The sequence below is a fragment of the Pseudomonas sp. NPDC078700 genome (assembly GCF_044542375.1).
GTDB lineage: Bacteria > Pseudomonadota > Gammaproteobacteria > Pseudomonadales > Pseudomonadaceae > Aquipseudomonas.
The window spans coordinates 711,530-737,795 of the sequence record NZ_JBITUI010000001.1 but is presented as its reverse complement, the minus strand read 5'-3'; the positions used below and the strand labels follow the sequence as shown (position 1 = coordinate 737,795).

At 54.6% G+C, this 26,266-nt stretch carries 32 protein-coding genes; 12 read left to right on the top strand and 20 right to left on the bottom strand.

Going from position 1 to position 26,266, the window contains the following annotated elements; genetic code table 11:
* Positions 1 to 68: 68 nt before the first annotated feature.
* On the bottom strand, positions 69 to 467 hold the full coding sequence (locus ACIGCM_RS03505) for a quorum-sensing-regulated virulence factor family protein (protein ID WP_397500623.1): 399 nt from the start codon (positions 465 to 467) through the stop codon (positions 69 to 71).
* Positions 468 to 707: 240 nt separating this feature from the next.
* Here ACIGCM_RS03505 and ACIGCM_RS03500 point away from each other — a divergent pair, with 240 nt between their 5' ends.
* The gene (locus tag ACIGCM_RS03500; RefSeq protein WP_397500622.1) at positions 708 to 1,421 is read left to right on the top strand and encodes a tRNA-uridine aminocarboxypropyltransferase; all 714 of its coding nucleotides are present in this window, start codon (positions 708 to 710) and stop codon (positions 1,419 to 1,421) included.
* A gap of 46 nt (positions 1,422 to 1,467) precedes the next feature.
* Here ACIGCM_RS03500 and ACIGCM_RS03495 read toward each other — a convergent pair whose 3' ends face one another.
* Positions 1,468 to 2,370, bottom strand: a complete 903-nt coding sequence (locus tag ACIGCM_RS03495; RefSeq protein WP_397500621.1) for a DMT family transporter — start codon at positions 2,368 to 2,370, stop codon at positions 1,468 to 1,470.
* Between the two features lie 193 nt (positions 2,371 to 2,563).
* On the opposite strand from ACIGCM_RS03495, the gene erdR reads away from it, so the two are divergent.
* Positions 2,564 to 3,223 carry a response regulator transcription factor ErdR gene (gene erdR / locus ACIGCM_RS03490; RefSeq protein WP_397500620.1) on the top strand — a complete coding sequence of 220 codons (660 nt, stop codon included), beginning with the start codon at positions 2,564 to 2,566 and terminating at the stop codon, positions 3,221 to 3,223.
* A gap of 116 nt (positions 3,224 to 3,339) precedes the next feature.
* Positions 3,340 to 3,705 (top strand): diacylglycerol kinase, encoded by a 366-nt coding sequence (locus ACIGCM_RS03485; protein WP_397500619.1) that lies wholly within the window; start codon positions 3,340 to 3,342, stop codon positions 3,703 to 3,705.
* Between the two features lie 34 nt (positions 3,706 to 3,739).
* On the opposite strand, the gene ACIGCM_RS03480 is transcribed toward ACIGCM_RS03485, so the two are convergent.
* Complete coding sequence (locus ACIGCM_RS03480; RefSeq protein ID WP_397500618.1) at positions 3,740 to 4,666, bottom strand: LysR family transcriptional regulator; 927 nt, start codon at positions 4,664 to 4,666, stop codon at positions 3,740 to 3,742.
* A gap of 115 nt (positions 4,667 to 4,781) precedes the next feature.
* On the opposite strand from ACIGCM_RS03480, the gene fpr reads away from it, so the two are divergent.
* The gene (gene fpr / locus ACIGCM_RS03475; RefSeq protein ID WP_397500617.1) at positions 4,782 to 5,561 is read left to right on the top strand and encodes a ferredoxin-NADP reductase; all 780 of its coding nucleotides are present in this window, start codon (positions 4,782 to 4,784) and stop codon (positions 5,559 to 5,561) included.
* Between the two features lie 80 nt (positions 5,562 to 5,641).
* On the opposite strand, the gene ACIGCM_RS03470 is transcribed toward fpr, so the two are convergent.
* From ACIGCM_RS03470 to ACIGCM_RS03450, 5 genes are all read right to left on the bottom strand, one after another.
* Positions 5,642 to 6,103 carry a DoxX family membrane protein gene (locus tag ACIGCM_RS03470; protein WP_397500616.1) on the bottom strand — a complete coding sequence of 154 codons (462 nt, stop codon included), beginning with the start codon at positions 6,101 to 6,103 and terminating at the stop codon, positions 5,642 to 5,644.
* A 163-nt stretch (positions 6,104 to 6,266) separates the two neighbouring features.
* On the bottom strand, positions 6,267 to 6,962 hold the full coding sequence (gene tsaA / locus ACIGCM_RS03465) for a tRNA (N6-threonylcarbamoyladenosine(37)-N6)-methyltransferase TrmO (RefSeq protein WP_397500615.1): 696 nt from the start codon (positions 6,960 to 6,962) through the stop codon (positions 6,267 to 6,269).
* 73 nt (positions 6,963 to 7,035) lie between these two features.
* On the bottom strand, positions 7,036 to 7,806 hold the full coding sequence (locus ACIGCM_RS03460) for an SDR family oxidoreductase (protein ID WP_397500614.1): 771 nt from the start codon (positions 7,804 to 7,806) through the stop codon (positions 7,036 to 7,038).
* A gap of 111 nt (positions 7,807 to 7,917) precedes the next feature.
* The gene (locus tag ACIGCM_RS03455) at positions 7,918 to 8,379 is read right to left on the bottom strand and encodes a DUF1456 family protein (protein ID WP_397500613.1); all 462 of its coding nucleotides are present in this window, start codon (positions 8,377 to 8,379) and stop codon (positions 7,918 to 7,920) included.
* Between the two features lie 74 nt (positions 8,380 to 8,453).
* Entirely contained in the window at positions 8,454 to 9,167 is a 714-nt protein-coding gene (locus ACIGCM_RS03450; protein ID WP_397500612.1) for an rRNA pseudouridine synthase, read from the bottom strand.
* Positions 9,168 to 9,374: 207 nt separating this feature from the next.
* On the opposite strand from ACIGCM_RS03450, the gene ACIGCM_RS03445 reads away from it, so the two are divergent.
* The 3 genes from ACIGCM_RS03445 to gltS are packed head-to-tail and all read left to right on the top strand — an operon-like array spanning position 9,375 to position 12,324.
* Entirely contained in the window at positions 9,375 to 10,100 is a 726-nt protein-coding gene (locus ACIGCM_RS03445; protein WP_397500611.1) for an IclR family transcriptional regulator, read from the top strand.
* 19 nt (positions 10,101 to 10,119) lie between these two features.
* Positions 10,120 to 11,058: a formimidoylglutamase gene (gene hutG, locus ACIGCM_RS03440; protein WP_397500610.1), complete on the top strand. Its 939-nt coding sequence runs from the start codon at positions 10,120 to 10,122 to the stop codon at positions 11,056 to 11,058.
* A 51-nt stretch (positions 11,059 to 11,109) separates the two neighbouring features.
* Positions 11,110 to 12,324: a sodium/glutamate symporter gene (gltS, locus tag ACIGCM_RS03435; RefSeq protein ID WP_397500609.1), complete on the top strand. Its 1,215-nt coding sequence runs from the start codon at positions 11,110 to 11,112 to the stop codon at positions 12,322 to 12,324.
* A 71-nt stretch (positions 12,325 to 12,395) separates the two neighbouring features.
* On the opposite strand, the gene ACIGCM_RS03430 is transcribed toward gltS, so the two are convergent.
* The 5 genes from ACIGCM_RS03430 to ACIGCM_RS03410 all read right to left on the bottom strand — a co-directional run bounded on the left by ACIGCM_RS03430 (position 12,396) and on the right by ACIGCM_RS03410 (position 17,289).
* Complete coding sequence (locus ACIGCM_RS03430) at positions 12,396 to 13,097, bottom strand: ABC transporter ATP-binding protein (protein WP_397500608.1); 702 nt, start codon at positions 13,095 to 13,097, stop codon at positions 12,396 to 12,398.
* A complete protein-coding gene (gene livG, locus ACIGCM_RS03425) occupies positions 13,097 to 13,864 on the bottom strand; it encodes a high-affinity branched-chain amino acid ABC transporter ATP-binding protein LivG (RefSeq protein WP_397500607.1) in 768 nt (255 codons plus the stop codon). Before livG ends, ACIGCM_RS03430 begins: the two co-directional genes overlap by 1 nt.
* Positions 13,861 to 15,129, bottom strand: a complete 1,269-nt coding sequence (locus ACIGCM_RS03420) for a high-affinity branched-chain amino acid ABC transporter permease LivM (protein WP_397500606.1) — start codon at positions 15,127 to 15,129, stop codon at positions 13,861 to 13,863. Before ACIGCM_RS03420 ends, livG begins: the two co-directional genes overlap by 4 nt.
* Positions 15,126 to 16,049, bottom strand: a complete 924-nt coding sequence (livH, locus tag ACIGCM_RS03415) for a high-affinity branched-chain amino acid ABC transporter permease LivH (protein WP_397500605.1) — start codon at positions 16,047 to 16,049, stop codon at positions 15,126 to 15,128. The genes ACIGCM_RS03420 and livH overlap by 4 nt, the downstream gene beginning before the upstream one ends.
* A gap of 118 nt (positions 16,050 to 16,167) precedes the next feature.
* Entirely contained in the window at positions 16,168 to 17,289 is a 1,122-nt protein-coding gene (locus ACIGCM_RS03410; protein WP_397500604.1) for a branched-chain amino acid ABC transporter substrate-binding protein, read from the bottom strand.
* A gap of 295 nt (positions 17,290 to 17,584) precedes the next feature.
* Between ACIGCM_RS03410 and ACIGCM_RS03405 the strand changes: the two genes are divergently transcribed.
* Positions 17,585 to 17,902, top strand: coding sequence for a DUF2288 domain-containing protein (locus ACIGCM_RS03405; protein WP_397500603.1), 318 nt, complete (start codon positions 17,585 to 17,587; stop codon positions 17,900 to 17,902).
* A gap of 69 nt (positions 17,903 to 17,971) precedes the next feature.
* Entirely contained in the window at positions 17,972 to 18,712 is a 741-nt protein-coding gene (locus ACIGCM_RS03400) for a DUF5064 family protein (protein ID WP_397500602.1), read from the top strand.
* Between the two features lie 21 nt (positions 18,713 to 18,733).
* Here ACIGCM_RS03400 and phnE read toward each other — a convergent pair whose 3' ends face one another.
* The 5 genes from phnE to ACIGCM_RS03375 all read right to left on the bottom strand — a co-directional run bounded on the left by phnE (position 18,734) and on the right by ACIGCM_RS03375 (position 22,506).
* Complete coding sequence (gene phnE / locus ACIGCM_RS03395; protein WP_397500601.1) at positions 18,734 to 19,501, bottom strand: phosphonate ABC transporter, permease protein PhnE; 768 nt, start codon at positions 19,499 to 19,501, stop codon at positions 18,734 to 18,736.
* Positions 19,498 to 20,325, bottom strand: a complete 828-nt coding sequence (locus tag ACIGCM_RS03390; protein WP_397500600.1) for a PhnE/PtxC family ABC transporter permease — start codon at positions 20,323 to 20,325, stop codon at positions 19,498 to 19,500. The genes phnE and ACIGCM_RS03390 overlap by 4 nt, the downstream gene beginning before the upstream one ends.
* Positions 20,319 to 21,122 (bottom strand): phosphonate ABC transporter ATP-binding protein, encoded by an 804-nt coding sequence (locus ACIGCM_RS03385; protein ID WP_397500599.1) that lies wholly within the window; start codon positions 21,120 to 21,122, stop codon positions 20,319 to 20,321. Before ACIGCM_RS03385 ends, ACIGCM_RS03390 begins: the two co-directional genes overlap by 7 nt.
* A complete protein-coding gene (locus tag ACIGCM_RS03380) occupies positions 21,119 to 21,970 on the bottom strand; it encodes a putative selenate ABC transporter substrate-binding protein (RefSeq protein WP_397500598.1) in 852 nt (283 codons plus the stop codon). The genes ACIGCM_RS03385 and ACIGCM_RS03380 overlap by 4 nt, the downstream gene beginning before the upstream one ends.
* 176 nt (positions 21,971 to 22,146) lie before the next feature.
* Positions 22,147 to 22,506: a VOC family protein gene (locus ACIGCM_RS03375; protein ID WP_397500597.1), complete on the bottom strand. Its 360-nt coding sequence runs from the start codon at positions 22,504 to 22,506 to the stop codon at positions 22,147 to 22,149.
* A 142-nt stretch (positions 22,507 to 22,648) separates the two neighbouring features.
* Between ACIGCM_RS03375 and ACIGCM_RS03370 the strand changes: the two genes are divergently transcribed.
* On the top strand, positions 22,649 to 23,281 hold the full coding sequence (locus ACIGCM_RS03370; RefSeq protein ID WP_397500596.1) for a LysE family translocator: 633 nt from the start codon (positions 22,649 to 22,651) through the stop codon (positions 23,279 to 23,281).
* Here the strand turns inward: ACIGCM_RS03370 and ACIGCM_RS03365 are convergent.
* Positions 23,238 to 24,059, bottom strand: a complete 822-nt coding sequence (locus ACIGCM_RS03365) for an AraC family transcriptional regulator (protein ID WP_397500595.1) — start codon at positions 24,057 to 24,059, stop codon at positions 23,238 to 23,240. The genes ACIGCM_RS03370 and ACIGCM_RS03365 overlap by 44 nt on opposite strands.
* 5 nt (positions 24,060 to 24,064) lie before the next feature.
* On the bottom strand, positions 24,065 to 24,418 hold the full coding sequence (locus tag ACIGCM_RS03360) for a RidA family protein (protein ID WP_397500594.1): 354 nt from the start codon (positions 24,416 to 24,418) through the stop codon (positions 24,065 to 24,067).
* A 164-nt stretch (positions 24,419 to 24,582) separates the two neighbouring features.
* Between ACIGCM_RS03360 and ACIGCM_RS03355 the strand changes: the two genes are divergently transcribed.
* Both ACIGCM_RS03355 and ACIGCM_RS03350 read left to right on the top strand, forming a co-directional pair.
* On the top strand, positions 24,583 to 25,473 hold the full coding sequence (locus ACIGCM_RS03355) for an NAD(P)-dependent oxidoreductase (RefSeq protein WP_397500593.1): 891 nt from the start codon (positions 24,583 to 24,585) through the stop codon (positions 25,471 to 25,473).
* The gene (locus ACIGCM_RS03350; RefSeq protein ID WP_397500592.1) at positions 25,470 to 26,258 is read left to right on the top strand and encodes a hydroxypyruvate isomerase family protein; all 789 of its coding nucleotides are present in this window, start codon (positions 25,470 to 25,472) and stop codon (positions 26,256 to 26,258) included. The genes ACIGCM_RS03355 and ACIGCM_RS03350 overlap by 4 nt, the downstream gene beginning before the upstream one ends.
* The last annotated feature ends 8 nt before the right edge of the window (positions 26,259 to 26,266 follow it).

Genomic DNA, 26,266 nt, shown 5'->3' with positions numbered 1-26,266 from the left:
GCCGTGCCGTTGCAAGCCGATAGGCAGGAGAGGTCGTGGGCATATGCAATCACATGCCCTTCAAAGGCTTATTGGCCGCAGTCGCCTTTGTCGAAGGTCTCGCGGACAACAGGTCTATTGGTTTTGTACTCGGTGAATTCATAGCGCAGCTCGGCGCCCTCACTGAGTAATTTATGGAACCCGCCGTTGTTACACACGCTCTTGCCCAGTTGGGCGCGTACTGCATCAAGGTTATTGCGCATTTGCGCGGCGTGGCGTGGCTGAACGCTAAGGTGATTGATTAGCGTGTGACCTTCCACGGTGTAGCCTTGGTCAAGAATGTCCGCGTTAATGGCACGGGGTGTGCCAACGCTGCTTTCTTGAGCAACGCTTTGCAGCATCTTGGTCAGCTCATAGTCTTTCAGCGAGGAAGCATGGGCAGCAAAGGGCAGGCTCAGGGCCAGAGTTAAAGCAGTTAGGCGTAACATCCAAGTCTCCACAGTCATTTCAATCCTTCGACAGGTAGGCACCTGTAGAGGTTCAGCTAATGCTCATGATAACGCTCAAGTGTTGAGTCGGCAGCAAAATTAGCCCATTAGGCAAATTTGCCAGCAGTTGTAAGTCGCTTATATCGGTCAGTTAAGCCAGATTCGCTGAGCTTTGTTAGACTGCGCGCCAATTAATCCAGGATTGAATATGCACAGCTTTTCTGACTGCGGGCAGCGCTTATGAGCCATGCCGTAGCGCGTTTGCGCGATGTGCGTTTAGCCCGTAGTGAAAAACCCTTTTTGGCTCGTGGCTCCAAGGCATTGCGCTGTGATCACTGCCGTATTGCCCAGACTCACTGTCTGTGTGCGTGGCGTCCGCGCATTGAGGCGCAAGCCGCTATGTGCCTGATAATGCATGACGTTGAGGTGCTGAAGCCAAGCAATACCGGTTGGCTGATTGCCGATGTAGTCGCCGATACCAGCGCCTTTGGTTGGCTGCGCACCGAGGTTGACCCTGCATTAATTGCATTGCTCACGGATCCGCAGTGGCAGCCTTATCTCGTCTTTCCCGGTGAATATGTTGCGCCTGAGCGGGTGGTCAGCGAGGTCAAGGTCGCGTCAGGCAAGCGGCCGTTGTTTGTGTTGTTAGATGCAACCTGGACTGAAGCGCGGAAAATGTTTCGCAAAAGCCCGTACCTAGATAGCTTGCCGGTATTGAGTCTTGAGCCCGAACGCTTGTCACGTTATCACCTGCGCCGTTCGACCCGTAATGAGCAGTTGTGTACCGCCGAAGTAGCGGCGTTATGCCTTGAGCTGGCAGGTGATCAGCGCGCCGCGGATGGCCTTAATGCCTATTTTGATGTGTTCAGTCAGCACTATTTAGCCGCCAAGGCACCGCGCGCAGTTGATTTGGGTGACCCCGTACATCGCCGATTACGACCGTTTTTGGAGTAGGCAAGGCTAGCCGTTAACCTGCTGAGTAACGGCTAGCCTTGCTTCGCTATACAGAACTTGCCACGCCAACTACCGGTTTTTTGGGCCAGAGTTGTGCCAAGAGCATGCCACCAAACATCAAGGCACAGCCGATGTAACCTCGCAGCTCAAGGGTTTCACTGAGCAAGATTGCACCGAAAATGGCCGCAAATACGGCTTCAAGGGAAAGAATAATCGCGGCGTGAGAGGCGATCGCGTGCTTTTGGGCGACCACCTGAAGGGTGAAGCCAATGGCGACACCAAATATACCGCCGTAAATAATCGCCGGAGCGGCAGCGATAATCGAGTCCAGCGCAAAGGGTTCGAATATCAGCGCCAGCACCATGCTGATCACCGCGCAGGTAACGAATTGGATCACGGCTAGACGAAGTGGGTCGTGGCGGGTCGCAAAAAAGCCGACCAGCAACACATGAATCCCCCAGACAAAGGCACCGGCCAGTTGTAGCCAATCCCCTGAGGCAACGGTGAAGCCTTCGCCCACACTGAGCAGAAACATGCCGACAACGGCCAAACTCGCGCCCAGCCAGATCCCGATGCCGCTACGCTGGCCAATAAACAATCCCAGAATGGGGACGATAATGACGTAGAGACCGGTGATAAATCCTGAATTGGTGACGCTGGTGAACAGCAGTCCAACTTGCTGTAAGTTGATGCCAATTGCCAAGGCAAGACCCATGGTCGCGCCGCCGAGCAATAAGCTTTTATCCACCGCTGGTTTGCGGGCACCGTTACTGCGGGTAAGCAGGGGCAGAATCGCGAGTAACACGACGGCCGCTAAAGTGAAGCGCAAGCCGCTGTATAGAAACGGGCCGATTGAGTCCATACCTAGACGTTGTGCAACAAATGCGGAGCCCCAAATAATGGCGGTTACCAGCATCAAAAGGTCGGCGCGCAGGGCTTGGCTTCGCATAAAATGGCTCATTAATGACAAGGGCGCTGACTTTGCCGGAAAGTAATGCGCTTGACCACCCTGTAATCGCTGGGCATGCTGGGCGCCGCCTTAGGCGCATTTGAGGCTCGCGCCTGGTGCTGGGGTTGCTAAAGTGTTGAGTTAAATACCAGTTGAAGTACTTCTAGCCCTCATAAAAATAACGGGATCTGCCATGGCTGTTTACGAAATCCTGATTGCTGATGATCACCCTTTGTTTCGCAGTGCGTTGCAACAAGCACTGACACTGGGTTTGGGGCCAGGTGTGCGGTTGGTTGAGGCAGCCAGCATTGCTGAGTTGGAAAGCCGCTTGAGCGACAAACCGGATTGGGATCTGGTTTTGCTTGATCTTAATATGCCGGGCGCCTATGGGTTTTCTGGCTTGGTATTATTACGCGGCCAATATCCACAAATACCGGTGGTGATGATTTCTGCACAGGAAGAGTCAGCGGTCGTGTTGCGTTCCAAAGAGTTTGGGGCCAGTGGTTTCATTCCAAAATCCAGCTCCCTCGAAACCATTCAGCAGGCCGTTCGTCTGGTTCTGGACGGCGACGCTTGGTGGCCGGAAATCAGTGCTGAAGCGCAAAGCGTATCGGCGGAGGCCAAAGCTGCAAGCGCCGGTCTTGCCAGCTTGACCCCACAGCAGTTTCGAGTTTTGACCATGGTTTGTGAGGGCTTGCTGAATAAACAAATCGCCTATGAACTGGGTGTTTCGGAGGCAACTGTTAAGGCGCACGTCACGGCGATATTTCGTAAGCTAGGTGTGCGCACCCGCACGCAGGCCGCGTTGTTGCTGCAACAGCTTGAGAGTATTCCAGCCGCTACAACGGTTTGAGTCAATCGATGGCTTCAGCCCGATGGCTGAGGCCGTTCACGTCACCCTCAAAAAATCAGACTTTTATCGACGTATGGCGTAGCCTGCCGTCCTTTTCCGTTAGTGGTTATCACCTTATGTCTCCATTTAAAGGCCAGACAGGCCTTAAACGTATTCTCAATGCGACTGGCTATTCACTCGATGGCTTGCGTAGTGCCTACACCGGAGAGGCTGCGTTTCGTCAGTTGGTGCTGCTCAATGTCGTGTTGATTCCGCTGGCATGGGCTTTTGATGTGAGCAAAGGCGAGCGGGCGATGATGATCGCTGTTTGCTTGCTGGCGTTGATTGTTGAGTTGCTTAATTCCGCGGTGGAAGCGGCCATTGACCGTATTTCACTGGATTTGCACCCGCTTTCAAAAAACGCCAAGGACATGGGCAGCGCCGCTCAGTTTGTTTCGCTGGCGCTGATTGGCAGTGTCTGGCTGATTATTCTGCTCGGATAAAACCACCATCGCTTTGCCCCTACGCCTCACTCGCTCAAGCGATAATCGGCAGCACGATTTCATCACTGCGTGTGACCCCCGCTGTCAGGGTTTGGCATAGTTCCAAGAAAGCGCGCATCGCCGCTGTTTGATACTTTTGCTGGTGCCAGATGAAGTAGAACTGCCGGCACAAATCCAGATCCGGGGTTTCGACAGGCACTAAACTGCCGCGGCGGAATGCGTCGCGCAGTGCAAGGCGTGAAATACAGCCAATCCCCAAGCCGGATTCAACTGCGCGTTTAATCGCCTCGGTATGCTCCAATTCCAGACGAATATTCAGCGGGTTAGGGTGATGGCGCATGGCTTGATCGAAGGTCAGGCGAGTGCCCGAGCCCTGCTCACGAAGGATCCACGCTTCACGGCTGAGTTCTTCAACGCTGGCAATCTTGCTGTGTGCCAGCGGGTGCTGCGGTGCACAAAAGACCACCAGCTCATCTTCCACCCAAGGCTGCACTTCAATGTCGGGATGCTGGCAGTCGCCTTCAATCAGGCCAAGATCCAGCTCGTAATGCGCCACTTGCTGCACCACGTGGGCCGTGTTGTGAACCTGCAGTTTCACCCGGCATTCAGGGTGCAACTGCATGAAATTACCAATCAATAGCGTCGCCAGATAATTACCAACGGTGAGGGTGGCGCCGACATTAAGAGTGCCGAAGCCACTTTTTCCGGCTAAAAGGCGCTCGATCTCTTTAGTCTGGTCGATCAGCGCCACCGCTTGCGGCAACAGTTGATGGCCCAAGGCATTGAGGGTCAAACGCTTACCGGCGCGGTCAAATAGCTGGCAATCGGTCTGGCGCTCGAGTTCGGTGATTGAGGTGCTCGTTGCCGACTGCGACAAGGCTATGGATTCAGCCGCTCGCGATACGCTTTCTTGTTGGGCGACGGCGACAAATACCTGAAGTTGTCTAAGAGTAAATCGCATATCTATATAACCGATAACCTATATCTTAATAATTCACTTAACAGATATTGTGCGCGCCTCTAGAATGCAGCGCAATTACCCACAGTGGGTCGCGTAATTTAGTGAGGATACCTGCATGAGCAATTTGAACGTCGAGCGTGTGCTCAGCGTCCACCATTGGAATGACACGCTGTTCAGCTTCAAAACCACCCGCAATGCCGGGCTGCGCTTTGAGAATGGTCAGTTTGTAATGATTGGTTTGCAGCAGGACACTGGCCGCCCACTGATGCGTGCATACTCTATTGCCAGCCCAAACTATGAAGAGCACCTCGAATTCTTCAGCATCAAGGTTCAGGACGGCCCGCTAACCTCACAGCTTCAGCACCTCAAGCCAGGTGATGAGTTGATGGTTAGCCGCAAACCTACCGGCACTCTGATTCTCGATGATCTGCTACCCGGCAAGCACCTTTACCTGTTGAGCACCGGTACTGGTTTGGCGCCATTTATGAGCGTCATTCAAGACCCTGAAACCTATGAGCGCTACGAGAAAGTGGTGCTGGTTCATGGCGTTCGTTATGTCAACGAAGTGGCTTACCGCGAATTTATCACTGAGCATTTGCCGAAAAACGAATACTTCGGCGATGCGCTGAAAGAAAAGCTCATTTACTACCCAACCGTAACCCGTGAAGAGTTTGAAAATCAGGGACGCCTGACTGATTTGATGCGCAGCGGTAAGTTGTTTCGTGATATTGGTTTGCCGCCAATCAACTCACAGGACGACCGCGCAATGATTTGCGGCAGCCCGAGCATGCTTGATGAAACCAGTGAAGTGCTGGATAGCTTCGGCCTGAATGTATCCAAGCGCATGGGTGAGCCGGGCGACTACTTGATCGAGCGGGCCTTCGTCGAGAAGTAAGCTGCTGCTGATATAAAACAAAAGCCCACCTCTAATGGTGGGCTTTTTTGTGACTGAACGGATAGGTCCGGTCTATTGCATCAATCAACTTGAGCCGTGGTTGGAGTAGATGCTTTTTTATCAGTGTGGGTAGGTTTCGCGGTCAATGTGTCGAGCGCGAAGCGATCCTCGTTTCGCCAGGCCATGACTACAAGGCTGCCGGCAAATATGATCAGCGATGGGTAAAACAGGGCATTGCTACCAGCAAAGAACCAACTCCATGGATCAATCACTGATTGCGCGACGGCAACCAGCGTGGCCGTGTTCAGTAACAGCAGAATCGGGTAGATCAGTCGACGCATCAGCCCTAAAACAACCAGTAGGCCTACCAGCACCTGCATCAAGCCGCCCGCTTGGATCAGGTTATCGACGGCAAACATGCCCATGTAGAACTTGTTTGCAATCGCAACGCCGTGCTCAACATTGACCACTTTATCGATGCCCCAGATCACCAGCAGCCAGCCGAGTGAGATACGCAGTAGCAATAAGCTCCATTTTTTCATTGTTGGATGTGTCCTTGAGTAAAGGTGAGTGATGATTGTCATTGGGACTGGCGGGTCCACAATAAATTACAAACACCTCTGCTCAGAGGTACTGCGGTGTTGGGCATTGGCAGGGTCAAACGCGAAGCTGAAAACGGCTGATGCGCTGGGTAGGGCGCTCAGTTTAAGCGCCTGGCAGCACTTCCAGCACACAGATCTGGTTTGGCTGCGGATAGTGCCAGCGTACGTCAACATCCCATAGCCGAGTGCCGTAGCGACGCTCTCGTTGAGGCGTTTGATAGGCCGGGCGTGGATCTTGGGCCAAGCATTGCTCAATCAGCTCAACCACGGGTTGTTTGAGCCGCTGGGCATGCTCAGACGCTTGTTGAAGTGCTTCAGGTTGCCAGTCGACGTCAATCAACTGCGGTGCTGCGCCTGCCATGCTATTGGTCGCGTTGCTGATGCAGTCGGCGTACGGCACATAGGGTTTTATATCCAGAACCGGAGTGCCCTCGAGTAGATCGATACCCGACAACCAGAGCTTACCGGGCTCGACTTTATCCAGCGCGACCACCGACTGGCCGATACCGTTAGGCCGGTGCGTGGCGCGGGTTGCAAATACCCCCACCGACTGATTACCCCCTAAGCGCGGTGGGCGTACTTTTAGCCGGGGTTTGTCTTCCAGCGCTTGGTGAAACATAAACAGCAGCCAGACATGGCTGGCCTGCTCAAGGCCTTCAACGGCTTCTGGCTGATCAAATGGCGCGACCAACTCCAACACCCCACGGGCTGCGGGTGCCAGGTGTGGTTGGCGCGGAATGGCAAACTTCTCTTTGAAGCAAGAGCGCACAAAGCCGATCGGCGAAACGGAGTAAGACATTGCAGGCGACCAGAATCTGAGGTCGCCCATCTTAACCGCAAAGCGCAGTTTTGATTAATCCGCGTGGATAAAGCTAAAGGCTAAAGCCGCCATCAATCGGAATAATATTACCGGTCATATACGCCCCGGCGGTGCTTGCCAAGCTGATCGCCAGCGCGGCCATTTCTTCCTCGCGACCCCAGCGCTTCATCGGGATAACAGCCGTGTCTTGAGCCATCGCCTCATCATCATTGGCAATGTGTTGGGTCATCTTGCTAGGAAAGCGTCCCGGTGCAATCACGTTTACGTTGATATGTTGCTCAACCAGTTCTCGCGCCAGCATGCGCGAGAGCTGATGCAGAGCCGCTTTACTTGGGCCATAGGCATAGGCATTTTCACCGTATGAGCTGATGCCAGCCACCGACCCAATGTTGATTACCCGTGCTGGGTTGGCGCTGCTACCGGCCTTGCGCAACAGGGGCAGCAATTGTTGGATGCAACTGAACACGGATGTGACATTGAGCTGCATGACTTTTTCCCAACCCTTGGCCGGGTAGGATTCAAGCGGTGCACCCCAGGTCGTACCGGCGTTATTAACCAGAATATCGAGCTGGGTAAGCTTGCCGCTGAGCGCTTGAACCAGAGCCTGTACGCCTTCTTCGGTCGCCAGGTTCGCTGCAATACCCTGACAGGTGCCATAGGCACTGAGCTCTTCAGCGGTCTCCTTGCACGCTTGCTCATCGCGAGCGCACACATAAACGGTGGCGCCTGCTTCAACAAAGGCTTTGGCGATCATCTTGCCGATACCACGGGTGCCGCCGGTAACCAGGGCAGTGCGGTCTTTCAGGGAAAAGTAAGGGTGCATGGCGGATCCTTTATTTGGCGGATGCCATCACCCTAATCGGCTAGCGCCAACAGTGGATGCACTATTGTTGGCGCAAATACAGCGCTATGTGTGGCGCGAGGCCCGCAGCCGTCAGGCGCGTTCGCGCAGGGTCAAGCCTTTGAGAAAGTTACGCAGGAACTGGTCGCCACAGGTGCGGTAGTTGCTATGGCCGAACTTGCGGAAAAGGGCGCTCATTTCTGGTTTAGAAACGGGGAAGTCAACACTCTGCATGATTGCGTGCATGTCATCTTCTTTCAGCTCAAAGGCTACGCGCAGCTTTTTCAGCACCATGTTATTGGTCATCGGCAGCTCAAATGGCTGTGCTGGGCGGCTGTCGTCTTTGCCGCGCTTGAAGTAGACCAGGCCATCGAGAAAGTGCGCCATCAGTTCATCGTCACAGGCAATAAAACCTTCTTCGTCTTCTTTTTTCAGCAGCGGCTCAAGCTCGTCTGTGGTTACGGCTTTGCCGCTAAGAGCAATGATCTCGGCCAGTTTTGCATCGTTGACATCAAGCATGTAGCGCACGCTGCGCAGCACATCGTTATTAAGCATTATGGATTCCTGATAAAAGACGCAGACAGCATTCGAGGCTGTCTACGCGAAAAATTAAGGGCTGAGCGCGGTGTTTAGAAGCGCTCTTTGGTGGCGAGGTAACGCCATTGGCCGGGGGCAACTTTGGACATCGGCACGCCGCCGACGCGAATGCGCTTGAAGCTCAAAACCTTGAGTCCGACCTCGTTGCACATAAATACGATCTGACCCGGTATCGGGTTTTTCAGGGCGAAGCGTAAGCGGGTTTCGTTTTGCCAGCTGACTTTGCACGGCGGCAGCGCGTAATTGTTGAAGACTAATCCGTGATTCAGCCGTTTGAGGTCACGCTCGCTAAGCTCGCCACTGACTTCAACCACGTATTCCTGTTCCATCTTGACGATGTCATCACGTAGTTTGCGCTCGACACGAAAGTCTTGAGTCAGGACATGCAAGCCTTCGGCACCCGCTTGCAAAGGAATACAAGCCGTCAGATTCAGCAAGTGACCCTTGAGCGGGCGAATACCACTGGCATCTTCCGGCCAGTGGCTAGCGGTGCTGAGTTCCTCAGTAATGCGCTCAGCCGTATTGTGTCCCGGCGGAATATTCACCAGCAGCGTGACCGGGTCTAAAGGTGCGGCAACCGCATTAGGCAGTAGCTCAACCTGCTGCTCGGCAACTTTGAAATGCGGTGCATCAATCACCTCGCCATCCACCGTTACCCAGCCACCTTCAATGTACAGCTCAGCTTCACGTCGGGAGCAGCCGACCAGTTCGATCAGGCGTTTGGAAAGGCGTATTGGCTCGGTCATCAGGCAGTCATCAATAAAGTAATCCACCTATTGTAACTGGCCGCGGCGCTTGTGTACGGATGAGTCGGTGTTTCACTTGCCCCCACGCCTGATCGAACCCAAGGCAGCGGGTCCGTTGGTCATTTAATTAGCCATATTTTCCCACTGAGTGGGACTCGAATTTCATTAAGTGAGAAGGTTCGCGCACCATCTGATCAAGGAGCGCCCATGAACTACAAAACACCAACTGATCGCCTGTTACAGATACTGGTCGCCTTGGGCCAAGCCGACGAAGTCATTTCGGCCAAGGAGTTATCAGAAAGCTTGCAGCAGCCGTTGAGCAGCACCTATCGCCACTTGAAAACCTTGTTGCGCTGGGGGTTGGCAGAAGACAACGGTCAGGGCCGTTATTTACCTGGCCCAACATGCATGCAGTTGGCGAAGAAGTTCGATCGCGATGCGGTATTGGTGACATTGGCCAAGCCGGAGCTTAAGCGCTTGGCCGAATTGAGCCAGGAAAGCGTGGCCTTGATGGTGCCGATTAATGGTCAGGCGATTTGTGTCGAGCTGGTTGATAGCCAGCAACCTCTGCGGTGCTGCTACCAGAAAGGCCTGGCCCAGCCTTTGTTGATCGGCGCCTCAGCCCGCACATTGCTGGCCTTCATGGACCCTGCGCAGAGCCTGGCGGCACTGGTTGAAAAGGGAATCGAGAACGCAGAACTGGACGACTACCTGCGTAACTTTGAAGACATCAGGCAGGCGGGTTTTGCCGTTTCAAATGGCGAAATAGACGATGGCGTCTGGGGCGTCAGTGCGCCTTTGGTCGATAGCCGGGAGCGGCTGTATGGCGTGATAAGCCTGATGGCCCCAGCGACTCGGGCACTACAACGCAGTGAGCGTTTGATTCGTTGGACACAGGATGCGGCGTTGCGGGTTAGCGCACGTCTTGACTGAATATTAAGAGAGCCAAAACATGACCGTCACCCCAGACATGCAGATATGGAGCGGCCGCACTGACACTGCCGAAGGGCAAAGTGCACTGCGTTGGCACCAGTGGGTACAACCCTATGCTCAGCAGCAGCCAGTTGGCGTGACCTTGTTAGGCCTGGCCTGCGATGAAGGTGTAAGGCGCAATCAAGGCCGTATCGGAGCGCGCCAAGGACCGCCAGCGCTGCGCAAAGCCTTAGCTAATCTCGCTTGGCACGGCTCAAGCCCGGTTTATGACGCGGGTGATATCAACTGCGAAGATGCGGACTTGGAAGCTGCACAGCAGCAGTACGCACAAAAGATGGTCGAGATGCTTGGCCAGGGGCATCTGGCGCTTGGCTTAGGGGGCGGGCACGAAATCGCCTTGGCCAGCTTTACCGGATTGGCTGACCACCTGCGTACGCGCGAGTCGACACCCAAAATTGGCATTTTGAATTTTGATGCACATTTTGACCTGCGATTTGCGCAGCAGAGCAGTTCGGGCACGCCATTTCTGCAGATCGCCGAGTATTGCCAGGCTGCTGGTATGGACTTTGAGTACTGCTGCTTAGGCATCAGTGAGCTCAACAACACTCAATCATTGTTTGATCAAGCGGCCAAACTGAATGTGCGCTATTTGCTCGACAGGCAAATGCAAAGCTGGAGTTTGCCGCATGTTGAAGCATTTCTTGGTCAATTCCTGAGTGCTATTGACCACCTGTACATGACGGTTTGCCTGGATGTCCTGCCGGCAGGACAAGCCCCGGGTGTCAGCGCCCCATCAGCCCATGGTGTGGACGTTATGGTGGTCGAGCATCTGGTTCGGCTTGCCAAGGCCAGCGGTAAGTTACGCCTGGCTGACATTGCCGAACTCAACCCAAGCCTTGATCAAGACAACCGCACCGCGCGCATAGGTGCGCGGCTGTTGGCCTGCATGGTCGATTGAGGCTATTCGAATTTATCTACCTGCTTAGCAATAACAATAGAGAAACTTGCCATGTTGACCCTAGAACTGGATGCATTAACCACCACCGCTTTGGCTTTACTGCTCCTCGGAGCGGGTGCCTTCCTAAAAAAACGCAGCCATTGGTTAACCCAGCTCTGTGTACCAGCGCCAGTCATAGGCGGCTTTGGCTTTGCCTTGTTGGTATGGCTACTGCGCGATCAACAATTGCTTAGCCTAAAGTTTGATACCGCCTTGCAAACCCCTTTGATGGTGGCGTTCTTTACCACTGTCGGGCTCGGGGGGAGCCTGGGGTTATTGCGTCAGGGCGGTAAAATTCTGTTCGTTTATCTTGGTGCTTGCTGGTTCTTGGCCCTGCTGCAAAATGCCTTGGGCGTAGGCGTTGCCAGTCTTTTGGGTGTCGATCCATTACTTGGATTAATGGCGGGTGCGGTCTCTCTTGAGGGTGGTTTTGGTGCGGCTGCAGCCTTCGGTCCTGTGGCTGAAAGCCTTGGCGCTCAGGGTGCGACAACTGCCGCATTGGCCGCCGCCACCTTCGGCATGGTTGCCGGTGGTTTGCTCGGTACGCCGATTGCGCGCTGGTTGATTGAACGCAAAAAGTTGGCTGTGGTGGCAGAGCAAGTGGGTGCATTAGGCACGTTGGACGCCGCCGAGCAGAAACCCGCTCAAGCATTGGATGCGCCTACACTGCTGCGATTGCTGGGCTGTATTTTAGTGATCATGGTGTTGGGGTTCTGGTTGGGTAGCGCGCTGGATGAGCACCTGGGGATTGTCCTGCCAAGCTACGTAGGTGCGATGTTTGTTGCGGTGTTATTACGCAACCTGAATGATCGTGTACGCATTATCGAGGTGCCTGACACGGCCATCAGCACCATCGGTGATGTCTGCCTGGGTATTTTCCTGACGATGGCGATGATGAGCCTAAAGTTCTGGGAACTGGAAACACTCGGTTTGCCATTGCTCGGTATATTGGTCGTGCAGATTGTGGTGATGATCTTGCTGACGGTATTTGTGCTCTTCCGTCTGCTGGGCAGTAATTATGATGCGGCCGTTCTTTGCGCGGGCTTTATGGGGCACGGTCTTGGTGCCACACCCAATGCGGTCGCCAATATGGGGGCGGTCTGCGAGCACTACAAAGTGTTTTCCTATAAAGCCTTTATCATTGTGCCGCTGTGTGGCGCAGTGTTGATCGATATCGTGGCGATCCCGTTGATAACGTGGTTCCTCAACGCCTTTGCCGGAGTCTGATAACCCGCCAAAACTAAACAAGCCGCTCATTTGAGCGGCTTGTTTAGTTACAACGAAATTCATCTCGATGATTAACCGCCGAGATAAGCATCCCGTACTTTTGGATCATTGAGCAGTTCTTCGCCACTGCCTTGCATGACAATACGACCATTTTCCAGTACGTAGCCACGGTCCGCCAGTTTCAGAGCCTGGTTGGCGTTCTGTTCAACCAAAAACACCGTTACACCGTCTTCGCGCAGTTGTTCGATGATGTCGAAAATCTGCTGGATGATGATCGGTGCTAAACCCAGCGATGGCTCATCGAGCAGCAACAGCTTGGGTTTGCTCATCAGCGCACGGCCAATGGCAAGCATTTGCTGTTCGCCGCCACTCATGGTGCCAGCGCGTTGCTCAAAGCGCTCTTTCAGGCGTGGGAACAGGTGCAGCACCTTGTCCATTTGCTCCTGAAAGTCGTCTTTTTCGGTGAAGAAACCGCCCATGGCCAGGTTTTCTTCAACGGTGAGACGTGCGAACACCCGACGCCCTTCAGGCACCACGGCAATACTCTTGCGCATGATATCCGGCGTTTGCATGCCAACCAGCTCTTCACCCTGATAGCGGATGCTGCCACTGGTGGCTTGCGGGTTGCCGCACAGGGTCATCAACAGGGTTGATTTACCTGCACCGTTGGCACCAATCAGGGTAACGATTTCACCCTGGCGAACTTCAACATTAACCCCGTGTAGCGCTTGGATTTTGCCGTAGAAGGTCGAAACATTTTCGAAATAGAGCATTACGCTTCCCCCAGATAGGCTTTGATTACATCCGGGTTGTCACGGATTTGCTCCGGTGTTCCGTCTGCCAGCGGTGTGCCCTGGTTGATCACGAAGATGTGGTCAGAGATGCTCATCACCAGCTTCATGTCGTGCTCAATCAGCAGGACGGTGACGTTGTGTTCGTCACGCAGCATGCCAATCAACGCTTTAAGGTCTTCAGTTTCCCGTGGGTTCAGACCGGCTGCTGGCTCGTCCAGCATCAGGATGCTAGGTCGAGTCATCATGCAGCGGGCGATTTCCAAGCGACGCTGTTGGCCGTAGGCGAGGGTGCCTGCTGGGCGGTTGGCGAATTCGGTCAGGTTGACCTGCTCCAGCCAATGCGCTGCATAGTCCATGGCCTCGCGTTCGCTCTTGCGGAACGCTGGAGTCTTGAACAAGCCGGCGAGGAAGTTGGTGTTGAGGTGACGATGCTGCGCCACCAGCAAGTTTTCAATCGCGGTCATGTCCTTGAACAAACGCACGTTCTGAAAAGTACGCACCACGCCTTTGCGGGCAATTTTATGACCGGTGAGGCCTTCGATTTGCTCGCCGTTCAGGCGCACGCTGCCGCTGGTGGGCTGATAAAAGCCCGTCAGGCAGTTGAATACAGTGGTTTTGCCAGCGCCGTTAGGGCCGATCATCGACACCACTTGTTTCTCTTGCACGGTCAGATTCACGCCGTTGACGGCCAGCAGACCGCCAAAACGCATGGATAAGCCGCTTACTTCTAGAATCGTGCGGCTCATTGTTTCAGCTCCAAATGCGGACGCTGCATGGGCAACAAGCCCTGCGGACGCCAAATCATCATCAATACCATCAGGGCACCGAAGAACAGCATGCGGTACTCACTGAACTCACGCATCAATTCGGGAAGCAGGATCATCACGATCGCGGCGAGAATCACCCCGAGTTGTGAACCCATGCCGCCTAGAACCACGATGGCGAGGATGATTGCTGACTCAATGAAGGTGAACGATTCCGGGGTCACCAAGCCTTGGCGAGCGGCAAAGAAACTGCCAGCAAAGCCTGCGAAGGTGGCACCCAAGGTGAAGGCTGAAAGCTTGATGATAGTTGGGTTCATGCCCAAGGCACGGCAAGCGATTTCATCTTCACGCAAGGCTTCCCACGCGCGGCCAATCGGCATGCGCAACAAGCGATTGATCACGAACAGGGTCAGCAGTACCAGCAGCAGGGCGATCAGGTAGAGAAAGATCACCTTGTTGATTGATTGGTAAGCGGTACCAAAGTATTCGTGGAAGGTTTGCATGCCTTCAGCGGCTCGACGCTCGAATGACAGACCAAACAGCGTTGGTTTATCAATGTTGCTGATACCGTTCGGGCCGCCCGTCAGCCAAGTCATGTTACGCAGCAGGATGCGGATTATCTCGCCGAAGCCCAAGGTCACAATCGCGAGATAGTCACCGCGCAACCGCAAGACCGGGAAGCCGAGAATAAAGCCGAAGAATGCAGCCATCAGCCCTGCTATCGGTAAACACACCCAGAAGCCCAAGCCGAAGTAGAACGACAGCAGCGCGTAGGTGTATGCGCCAACGGCGTAGAAGCCCACATAACCCAGGTCGAGCAAGCCAGCAAAGCCAACGACGATGTTCAAGCCAAGGCCGAGCATGACGTAGATCAGGATGAGCGTGGCGATATCCACTGCACCGCGGCTGCCAAAAAATGGCCACGCCAGGGCAACCACGACCAAGCCAAGAATAATCCAGCGCTGGGTCGACGGCAGGGTCATGAAGTTTGTGGCTTTGCTCGGAACACTTGGCAGTTTTGGTGCCTGTGACCAGGCTGCGCTGATCTGGCTGCGAAATAGCTGCCAAAAGAACATCGCAATCGTACACGCCGCGATCGTCCACAGAACGGCCGGGCTGGCGTTATGAACTTCGAGCTTGATGCCAACGGTGGTCAGCTTCAGGCCCAGTACCGGATAGGCAACAGCCACTACCAGCAGTGCACTGAAGAATGCCGTCTTGAGGTTTTTTGTAATTGCAGAACTCATACTTTTTCAACCTCCGGACGACCCAAAATACCAGTCGGGCGGAACAACAACACCAGCACTAACAGGCTGAATGCCACAACATCTTTGTATTGATCGCCAAAAATATCGGCGCCAAAGGCTTCAGCAACACCCAGTACCAAACCACCCAGAACTGCACCGGGAATACTGCCAATACCGCCCAGTACCGCTGCGGTGAAGGCTTTGATGCCAGCGAGGAAGCCCAGGTGCGGGTTGATCACGCCGTATTGCAAGCTCAGCAATATGGAGGCGACGGCTGCGAGTGCAGCGCCAATCACAAAGGTCAGGGCGATGATGTTGTTGGTGTTGATGCCTAGCAGGTTGGCCATCTTCAGGTCTTCAGCACAGGCGCGGCAGGCGCGGCCCAGGCGGGAGCGGGAGATAAACCAGGTCAGACCAATCATAACCAGGAAGGTGACGACGAAAATCAGCACCTGCATGTAGGAAATCACCACGCCGTTCATGCTGTTTTCGCCGAACACGAAATTACCCGGAAGCAGGTTAGGAATGGCTTTGTCTTTCGAGTCCTGCGCCAGAAGCACTTCGTTCTGCAGGAATATCGACATACCAATTGCCGAAATCAGGGGGATCAAACGGTTACCACCGCGCAAAGGCCGGTAAGCGACGCGTTCAATACTGTATCCATAGGCACTGGCGACAATAATACTGGCCGCGAACCCCGCGATCAGCACAATGGGCAGGCTGTGGATGCCAAACATAGCGAGACCGGCTACGGCGATAAACACCACGTAGGAGCCAATCATATAAACCTCGCCGTGGGCGAAGTTGATCATGCCGATGATGCCGTAGACCATGGTGTAGCCGATGGCTATCAAGGCATAAGTGCTGCCAATGGTCAGACCATTAACCAGCTGTTGCAGGTAGTGATAAAAATCAGGCATTGCCTAACTCCTGGGTCGTTGCGTAATGCATCGCTTGTGGCGCCGCGCAAGACCGGAATTCTTCTAATAAACAAAGCCCACTGCGGTTGCAGTGGGCTTTGGGTTCGGACAGTGAGGCTTATTTAGCTTCGGTTTTTGTACCGTCCTGGTGCCATTCGTAAACCACGAAGCTGAAGTCCTTCAGGTCGCCCTTCTCGTCGAAGGAAAGGTCGCCGGTTGGCGTCTTGAAGCTGTTAGCGCGCAGTGCCGCTGCAACCTTGTCGGTATCAGTGCTACCGGCTTTCTCGATACCACCGGCAATCACTTGTACCGCTGCGTAAGCAGGGAATACGAATGGGCCGCTTGGGTCTTCGTTCTTGGCTTTGAAAGCTTCAACCAATGCTTTGTTAGCGGGGTCTTGGTCGAAAGACTTCGGCAGGGTCACCAGCAGGCCTTCAGAAGCCGGGCCAGCGATTGCAGAGATTTCTTTGTTACCCACGCCTTCTGGACCCATGAACTTAACGTTCAGGCCTTTCTCAGCCGCTTGACGCAGCAGCAGGCCCAGCTCTGGGTGGTAGCCGCCGTAGTAAACGAAGTCGACACCGGCTTGCTTGAGCTTGGAGATCATCGACGAGAAGTCTTTGTCGCCAGCGTTGATGCCTTCGAACATGCCAACTTTGACGCCTTTGGCTTCCAGAGTCTGCTTAACAGCAGTGGCAATGCCTTCGCCGTATTGTTGTTTGTCGTGGATGACTGCAACGTTCTTCGGCTTGATGTGATCAGCGATGAAGTTACCGGCGGTTGGGCCTTGCAGGCTGTCCAGACCGATGGTACGGAAGATCAGCTGATAACCACGTGCAGTGATTTCAGGGCTGGTCGACGCAGCGGTAATCATCAGAATGCCTTCGTCTTCGTAAATGTCCGAAGCTGGCTGAGTGGAGCTGGAGCAGAGGTGACCGACAACAAACTTAACTTCATCGTTAACAATTTTGTTGGCAACGGCAACGGCCTGCTTTGGATCGCAAGCATCGTCATAGACCACGCCTTCAAGCATCTCGCCGTTCACACCGCCAGCTTTGTTGATCTGCTCAATGGCCATTTTTGCGCCGATGAACTGCATCTCACCGTACTGGGCAACAGCGCCAGTAACCGGACCCGCCAAACCGATTTTGATCGTATCTGCAGCCATCGAATAGCTTGCAACGCCAGCCATTGCCATGGCGGCTAACAGTTTGGACACCTGCTTAGTTGCCTTTTTCATAATGCTCCACTCTTGTGTTTTTAGTTGTTGTAGTTCTTGCGGCCAAAGCTGCAGAACCGAGTTCTATATCTCGGTCGTACCCCTAGCAACTGTACCGGTACAGTGTAGAGCGCTGATTTGCGCCTTGAAAAGCCGGAAGCAGGGGGCAATACCCGAGGGTGTCGCTTAAATATAAGAAATGTATAGAAAAACGGCGTGCCTTGGCTTCATTTTATGACGTCAGGCAAACTTGCCTGCCAGCATGCCGACGTTATCATGATGGCAATCAAAAATCGGCTAAAAAATAGGCACAACCATGACAGAACAACCTAGCACCCTCTATGCCAAACTCCTTGGGCAAACAGCAGCAATTAGCTGGCAGGAGTTACAACCCTACTTTGCCAAGGGCGCTTTGTTGTGGGTTGAGTCAGATCAGGATTTAATTGAGGCCGCGCAGGCTGTGGTCGAGAATGACACTGCCAAGGTTTCAGGCTGGCTCAGTGCCGGTCATCTTACTAAGATGACTGATGTGCAAGCTGAAAGCTTGCTAAGCCGGGATCCAGAGTTATGGGCGGTGGTGGTTGCACCATGGGTGCTTGTTCAAGAACGCAAGGACGCACCAAAAGGGCGCTGAACGGTCACCTTGTCTGCGTGGTCATAGCCTTTTGAAGTGTTATTTAACTTATCTACATGGAGTCGCATAATGTTTGAGCCAGGACATATACATCGCACTAAGCAACGGGCTTCGAGCGACATCCCTGAATTCAGTGTCGATATTTACTACGACGTGCATCGGGATGAGAATTTCAAGCCAGTGCTGTACATGCGCATGGCTGGCAACGTCAACGGCTCCATGTTTGAAGAGTGCTTTGAGTTGCCGCGCGAAGAGGCGTTTAACTTCGCCAGCGTTATTGGCAAAGTGGGTAACAAATACGGCGTGCCGGGCAGTGATGGTCTGATTGTGCGTAACCACGACGATTACGACAAGATGTATGCCGACATTAAAGCCAAGTTTGGGGTGCCAGTTGAAGTGCTGGAGCCCGAGTGCGTCGAGGAGCCTGTGCCACTCGTATCGAACTACGCCGATGGTCACTTGCACCGGGCCAATCAGGTCGCCAGTGCAGGGCGTCCGGTTTATGTCGTCGACATGTATTACGAGATTCGCCAAGACCCGGTCGAAGGGCCAATGCTTGCCGTGCGTATTGTCGGTAATTGCGATGGCAAGGACTTCGAAGAGAAATTCGAATTGCACCGTGACACGGCCTATAACTTCGGCAGTGTGGCTACGCGTGCCGCCGCCAAGCATGGTATTCCGATCAACAACGGCTTGATCATGCGCAGTCACAAACAATACGATTTGATGTTTGCTGATATTCGCAAAAAGCTTGAGCTGCGCAGCGGCGAAGCGGTAAATCTGAGCCACTTGGACGCCGATAAACTATAACGGCTTTGTGTTGGCGCTGGGTTACTGGCTGACCCAGCGCCCACGCGCCCACGCGCTCAGGGCATCGACTGCCAGTACCAGCACCAGCATTGCCAGGATCACCGTTGCCGCCTGCGCCTCCTGAAACAGGCTGAGGTGGAAGTAGAGCATTTGCCCCAATCCGCCTGCGCCGACAAAACCCAGCACGCTGGCCATGCGGATATTGTTTTCCCAGCGGTACAGGGTGTAAGCGATGAATTGTGGCCAGACCTCCGGCAGGGTGCCGTAGCTGAATGCCATAACACGTCCACCGCCAGCCAAGCGAATTGCCCGTGCGGGCTCATCGCTGACGTTTTCCAATGCTTCAGCAAACAACCTGCCCAGCACGCCAGCTGTGTGAAGTGCTAAGGCCAGCGTGCCGGCATTTGGGCCTAAGCCTGCGGCCAGTACCACCAGCGCTGCCCAGACCAACTCAGGAATCGCCCGTAATGCATTAAGCAACAGGCGGCTTGCGCTCATGGCCAACCAGCCAAAGCGTCCAGCAGCAGGCAGGGCAAGCACAACACCCAAGAGCGCAGCCAACAGCGTACCAATCGAGGACATTGCCAGGGTTTCCAACGCGCCCTTACCAATGGCGCGCAGGTGTGAGGCGCTGAAGTCTGGGCTGAAAAAACCGTTCGCGTAGCTGCTCATCTGGCTCAGGCCATCGCCTGCAAACACTGTGGTCAGATCAATGTTCAGGTAGCTGAATGAGGCAACTACTGCGGCCAGCATTAAGACTATCAAGCTGTAGTTGGCTAGGTGCTTCATTGCAGGCGCGCCCGTAGTAGTCTGCTCAACTGGTCGGCGAGTAGCACTAACACCAGAAAGGTCAGGAGCATGCTGGCCACTTCACCGCCAGCGAACATGCGTAATGACAAATCAATTTGTTGGCCGAGTCCGCCTGCGCCGACAAAGCCCATGACCACGGACGCACGTACAGCGCACTCCCAGCGATACACGCTGTAGGAGAGCATTTCGGCTGAGGCGTTTGGCAGCACGCCGTAGGCGAATGCCATGAGTCGAGGACTGCCGGCGACCAGCAAGGCGCGGGAGGGGCGCGGGTCAACGGATTCGAAAATCTCGGCGTAAACTTTGCCGAGCATACCGCTATAAGTGATCGCGATGGCCAGTACGCCAGCCGTAGGACCGAGTCCAACAGCCCGTACGAACAATAAGGCCCAAACCACTTCGGGCACGCTGCGCAGCACGATGAGCACACCACGCACCGGCCAGCGCAAGGTCAGTGACCACCAGGCAGGACGGCCATTGCGATGCGCCGCAGAGAGGGACAGGGCGCGGGTGGCCAGCAACGCGCAAGGAATCGCAATCAGCAGTGCCAATGCCATCCCCGCTGTCGCAATCGCCAGGGTTTCCAGCGTCGCTTTTAACAGTATTTGCAAAAACTCAGGGTCATGGGCCGGTGGCCAGAAGCCGCTGAGAAAGTTGCCCATGGTTTTGCTGTTTTCAGCATCGAACAAGACAGCAAGATTAACTTCGCTGAGCTTAATGCCGGGCCACAGAATAATTACTGCAAGCAGGGTCAGCGCCAGGCGCGGCAGGGCGGCTGGGTCACGTAGAGCAGGTTTCAGCATCGTGGAATCTGCACCACAACAGGTGCTGCAGGAGTAACCTCGGGCGCGGGTTGCAGCTTTTCGTTGGCGTAGAGTGCATCCAGCTGTGCGGGGCTGACCTGATCGCTTGGCAGGTCAAACACAATACGTCCTGCGCGGACACCAATCACCCGTGGGAAATGCGCCATGGCCAAGTCGACCGCATGCAAGCTGGCGAGCAGGGTCACCCCGCGGGCAGCGGCTTCGTTGCTCAGCACGCTGAGAGTATGGCCAGCGAGTACCGGGTCCATGGCGGACACGGGCTCATCGGCGAGAATTATTTGCGGACCTTGGTACAACACGCGGGCAATGCCAACGCGCTGCAGTTGCCCCCCTGAAAGCTGATCGCAACGTTCAAATAGTTTGTCTGCCAGGTCCAAGCGTGCCAAAGCCGCTTGAGCGCCATTGATATCCACTGGATAAAACAGGTTGATCAGGCTTTTAAACAGCGACCACTGGCCGAGCTTGCCGGCGAGAATCGCAGTCACCACGCGTTGGCGTGGTGGCAAAGGCGGGGCTTGATGAACCAGGCCGATTCGTGTGCGCAAGCGCTGGCGCTGGCTTGCGTTTAGCGCCCAGGGTTGCTGGTCGAGCAGGCTGATTGCGCCTGTGCTCGGCTGCAAGCTGGTGGCAAGCAAGCGCAGCAACGTGGTTTTGCCTGCACCAGAGGGGCCGATAATGGCGATGCGCTCAGCCGCTTTGACTGTCAGGTCGATTTCACTGAGCGCAACGTGACCATTGGCGTGGGTCAGGCCCACGCCTTGTAGCGTTAACGTCACTTCAACAAGCCGGCGGCGCGCGCTGCTTCCTCGATGCCTTCGTAGTTTTCCGGCTTGGTTTCGATGAAGCGACTGGCTGCTTGCAGATCAAGAATTGCTTTCTGCTCTGGGACTGCAGGGTCCAGTGCCAGGAATGCGGCTTTGATCTTGGCTTGCAGCGCCGGATCCATTGTGCCGCGCACGGTCCAGTTGTAATCAAAGTAGGTCGGCGTAGTGGCGATTACTTTGACTTTAGTGGTGTCGACTTTGCCGCTGGCAACCAGTTTGTCCCATACCGAAGCATTGAGGACGCCGCCGTCTGCTTTGCCTGCCTGAACCCAGGCCGCTGTTGCGTCATGGGCACCCGAGTAAGCAACCCGGCTGAAGAACTCTTCAGGCTTGATACCGTCTTTAAGCATGAAGTAGCGCGGCATCAGGCTGCCAGAGGTTGAAGACACAGAGCCGAAGGCGAAGGTTTTGCCTTTGAGGTCTTTGACCGATTTTACAGCTGGGTCGGCACTGATAAATTTACTGGTGAACTGCGCATCTTGTTCACGCTGTACCAGCGGCACGGCATTGCCAGTTTTCAGATGCGTTTGGACGAAGGTAAAGCCACCCAGCCAAGCCATGTCGAGGCGGTCAGAAGCCAGTGATTCAACCACGGCTGCGTAGTCGGCCACTGGCACAAACTCAACCTTCATCCCCAGCTTTTGTTCAAGGTATTCACCCAGCGGCTTGAACTTACGCAGCAGCTCCGTTGGGGCTTCATCTGGAATTGCGGAAACGCGCAGTACGTCAGCAGCGTGGCTGCAAACAGCGGAAACAGACAAGGCAATGCCTGCGGCGAGCGCAAGGGTACGTTTGAACATGACGGGTTCTCCGATTAAATAGCGGGGAAAGCGAGCTGATTATAGAGGCTAGCGTTAGAAAATGTGGATGCAAAGCATAACGCGTCAGCCACTGGGTGATGCATAAATGTTTTATCGGTTACCTATTTAGAGTCAATTGCAGTGCTCGGCTGAGGTTCGGCGGGTTTGAGTGGCGTTTAGGGCTCTGGTTGCGCCCACACTGCAAGTTCATTGCCGCTGGGTTCGGTGAAATGGAAACGGCGACCTCCGGGGAAGCTATAGATAGCTTTGATTATCTGCCCGCCAGCAGCGCTGACTTTGGCTTGTGTGGCTTCAAGATCGTGACTGAAGAGCACAATCAGGGCGCTGCCGTTGGCGGTTGTTGAGCGCTGTGGAGAGTGGAAAAAACCACCGTCCAGACCCTGATCCGAAAACGCTGCATAATCGGGCCCGTAGTCGACAAATGTCCAACCAAAAGCAGCGATGAAAAATGCTTTGGTGGCGGCGAGGTCATTGGCCGGGAATTCGACGTAATTGATCTTTTCATGTGCAGGCATGAGTAGTTCCCCTGTCCGAGTCATTATCAGTACATGGCCAGAAGAGCCTAGACCAGCCATGCAGGGTATTTTTCTTCAATCCTTTTCTCAGCGTGCTGTTTAGCCTTGAGCCTCTTGCATAGCATTGGTGTGAGGCTTGGATATGAGTGTTTGGTTGTCGATGGCGGCGTTTGCCTTGGCCAGTTCAATTTCACCGGGGCCAGTGAATATTATTGCCCTCAGTAGCGGTGTGCAGTTTGGCTTGCGAGCAAGCCTGCGCCATGTCACGGGGGCAACGCTTGGCTTTACCCTGTTGCTGGTGTTGACGGGGTTGGGGTTGCATAAAATTTTGCAGCTGTGGCCGTTTCTGACTGAGCTGATCAAGTTGGCGGGGGTGGCCTTCCTGTTGTTTATGGCTTTTAAGTTGGCAACCGATAACGGTCAACTCAATACCGCCACTAAAGGACGGGCACCCTCCATGCTCTATGGCGCAACATTGCAATGGCTGAATCCTAAAGCCTGGATGGCCTGCGTCGCTGGCATGGGAGCCTTTGTGGCTGATGGCGATGTACAGCAGATTGCTGCGTTTTCAGCCATCTATTTTATCGTCTGTTATCTGTCGATTGCGTGCTGGGCCATTGCAGGAACTTATCTACAGCATTATCTAAGCTCGGCAACAGCCATGCGCCTGTTTAATCGGTTGATGGCGGCGCTGTTGGTGGCCTGTTGCGTGTATTTACTGCTGGCCGGATTCAGCCGCGGTACTGCCCCGGCGTGGCGGCCAGCAGTTGTTTGAAGGTGCGTTGCAGGTGCGCCTGATCGGCAAAGCCAGCGGTTAATGCGGCATCGGCAATCAGTTCGCCACGCTTAAGCAGGCATTGTGCGAGCTGCACCCGTTGGTTGGTCAGGTAGGCGTGGGGCGTCATGCCGAAGTGCTGACGGAACGCACGAATCAGATACGAACGCGAGAGGCTGGCAGCCTCACTGATCTGTTGCAGGTTTAGCGGTTGTGCGCAGTTTTCACGGATGAACTCAGCGGCCAGCTCCAGTTTTGCATGCACCTGCTCAGGTGCGCTGGTGGAGCCATCTTCAGGGGTAAGCGTGCGGTGCATTAACTGGAAAAAATCCAGTGCTGCGGCCTGTTTGACGTCAGCCGAATGCGAGTCATCGAGCAGTTGCTCATAAAATTGATTGAAGGCGTTATACAAGGCTGGGCAAATGCTCAGAACAGGCTGATAGCCTTGAAATTCTCCCGGTAAATCATCGCGGGCTAAGGCTTGCACTTCGGCCAGCCATTGGCAGTCAACATAAAGCATGCGATACGACCACGGCAGCTCATCAACCGGGTTGCAGGCATGCACGGCTTGCGGGTTCATCAGCACGCTGGTGCCTTGGCTGATGGTGTGCTGCTGTTCGCCATTGGTGTAAGTGCAAGAGCCTGCGGTAATCACCCCGATGGAAAAATGTGCATGGGCATGGGGTGCATAGCAGACCTTACGACCATCAATGATTGACCGTGCCTCAATGCTTGGCACTGCGGGGTCTCGCCAGAATTGCGGCACGGTATCAATCATTAGGCTTACTCTTTGATCGCTGCAACGACGGAAATTTCAACCAGCAACTCCGGGCTTGCCATGCTTGCTTCTACGCAGGCGCGGGCTGGGGCAAAGCCGCTGGGTACCCAACTATCCCAGATACTGTTCATGGCCGCGAACTGACTCATGTCTTTGATATAAATGGTTGCCGACAGGATGTGCTCACGGCTGCTGTTAACCGATTTTAGCAGCGCATCGACCTTGGCCAGCATGGTCTGGGTTTGCTCTTCAATACCCGCGCTACGGTCTTCTGCAACCTGGCCGCACAGGTAGGCGGTATTGTTATGAACGACAACACGGCTCATGCGCGCGGAGGTTTCTAAGCGAGTGATACTCATGGGAGTCCTTGTGGCGTGTAGGAATTAAGTGAGCACAATTGCACGGGTTCTCATATTCGCGCTCAAGAGTCAGACAGTCTAATCAGCTACAGGCTGATTGACGACCATGCTTTGGGTTTAAGATAGCGGTTCGACATTTACCCTTGGTCAAACTGGAGTTGATTATGTCTGGCGTGTTACCTGCTTTAGCGTTTGCCGGAATTGGCTTGATGGGGCTGCCGATGACGCGTCGTTTGCTGAGCGCAGGCTATCCATTGACGGTGTGGAATCGTTCGCCCGATAAGTGCCAGCCCTTGATTGAGCAGGGCGCGAGCGCGGTGAGTCAACCGGCGCACCTTTGTGCCAAGGCAGAGATCGTTATGCTCTGTTTAGCCAATACTGATGTGGTGCGCGAAGTGGTGTTCGGTCCGGGCGGCGTAGTTGAGACGGCAAAGCCAGGGCAGTTGCTGGTCGACTTTTCCAGTCTTGATCCTGCGCAAACACGTGAAATGGCTGCCGAACTTGAGCGCCGCACGGGCATGCGTTGGGTTGATGCGCCGGTGTCTGGTGGCACCGCAGGTGCTGAAGCAGGCTCGCTGGCGATTATGGCAGGGGGGGCGGCGACGGACATCGAGCGAGTAAGGCCTGTTTTGGCCCACCTCGGTCAGCGCTTGACGCGCATGGGGGACGTAGGCGCTGGCCAAGTGACTAAAGTGTGTAATCAAATGATTGTCGCTTGTAATGCATTAGTGATTGCTGAGGTTGTCGCTCTGGCTGAAAAGTCTGGAGTTGATGCAACCTTGATTGCACCCGCCCTAGCCGGTGGTTTTGCTGATTCAAAGCCTCTGCAAATTCTTGCGCCGCAAATGGCGATGAATGAATTTGAACCGGTTAAATGGCATGTGCGTACATTGCTCAAAGATTTGGACACAGCGGTGCGGGTCGCTCAGCAGACGGGCTCCGCAACGCCGGTAACCGGTTTGGCCGCGCAGCTTATGCGCCTGCATGGCAGTCAAGGCAATTTGGAAAAAGACCCCGCCACATTGGTGCAACAATACCGTGAGGAAACCGAATGAAAATCAGCGCAAATTTATCAATGCTCTTCACTGAGCTGCCCATGGTTGAACGGGTGGTTGCGGCCAGTGCGGCGGGCTTTGACGGAGTTGAAATTCAGTTTCCTTATGAAGTGCCCGCCATCCGCATGAAGGAGGCGCTTGAGGCGGCTGGTTTGCCGTTGCGATTAATCAATCTACCTGCTGGCGACTTGATGACGGGCGGTTGGGGCTTGGCGGCGGTGCCAGCGCGTCAGGCCGAGTTTGATCAAGCCTTGGATGACGCCCTGAGTTATGCGGCAATGGTGCGCCCGGTATTGGTTAACGTGCTGCCAGGGCGGCTGGCGGATGGCGTCACGCGAGAGTGCGCGCTGCAAACCTTGGTTGCTAACCTGCGCAAAACGGCTGATGCCTTTGCTTTGCTGGGGATTGCGGTGGTTTGCGAGGCGGTCAATACAACCGATATGCCCGGCTTTTTGATTAATAGTTCTGAGCAGTTGGATGAATTGCTAGGCATGGTGAATCACGCCAATTGCAGTGCCCAGTTTGATTTCTATCACATGGCCATGCAGGGCGAGGAGATCAGCGCCGGCCTTGAACGGCTCAAGGGGCGTGTTGGTCATGCGCAGTTTGCTGATTGCCCGGGTCGTGGTGCGCCTGGCAGCGGCAGCCTGGATTTTGTTAACGCTTTGAAAGCGCTCAAGTCCAGTGGTTATAGCGGGTGGATAGGTGCTGAGTACAAGCCCGGCGAGCAGGGCACATTGGCCAGCTTGGGCTGGATGGATGAGATGCGCAGGGTACTCAGCTAGGCCAGAGA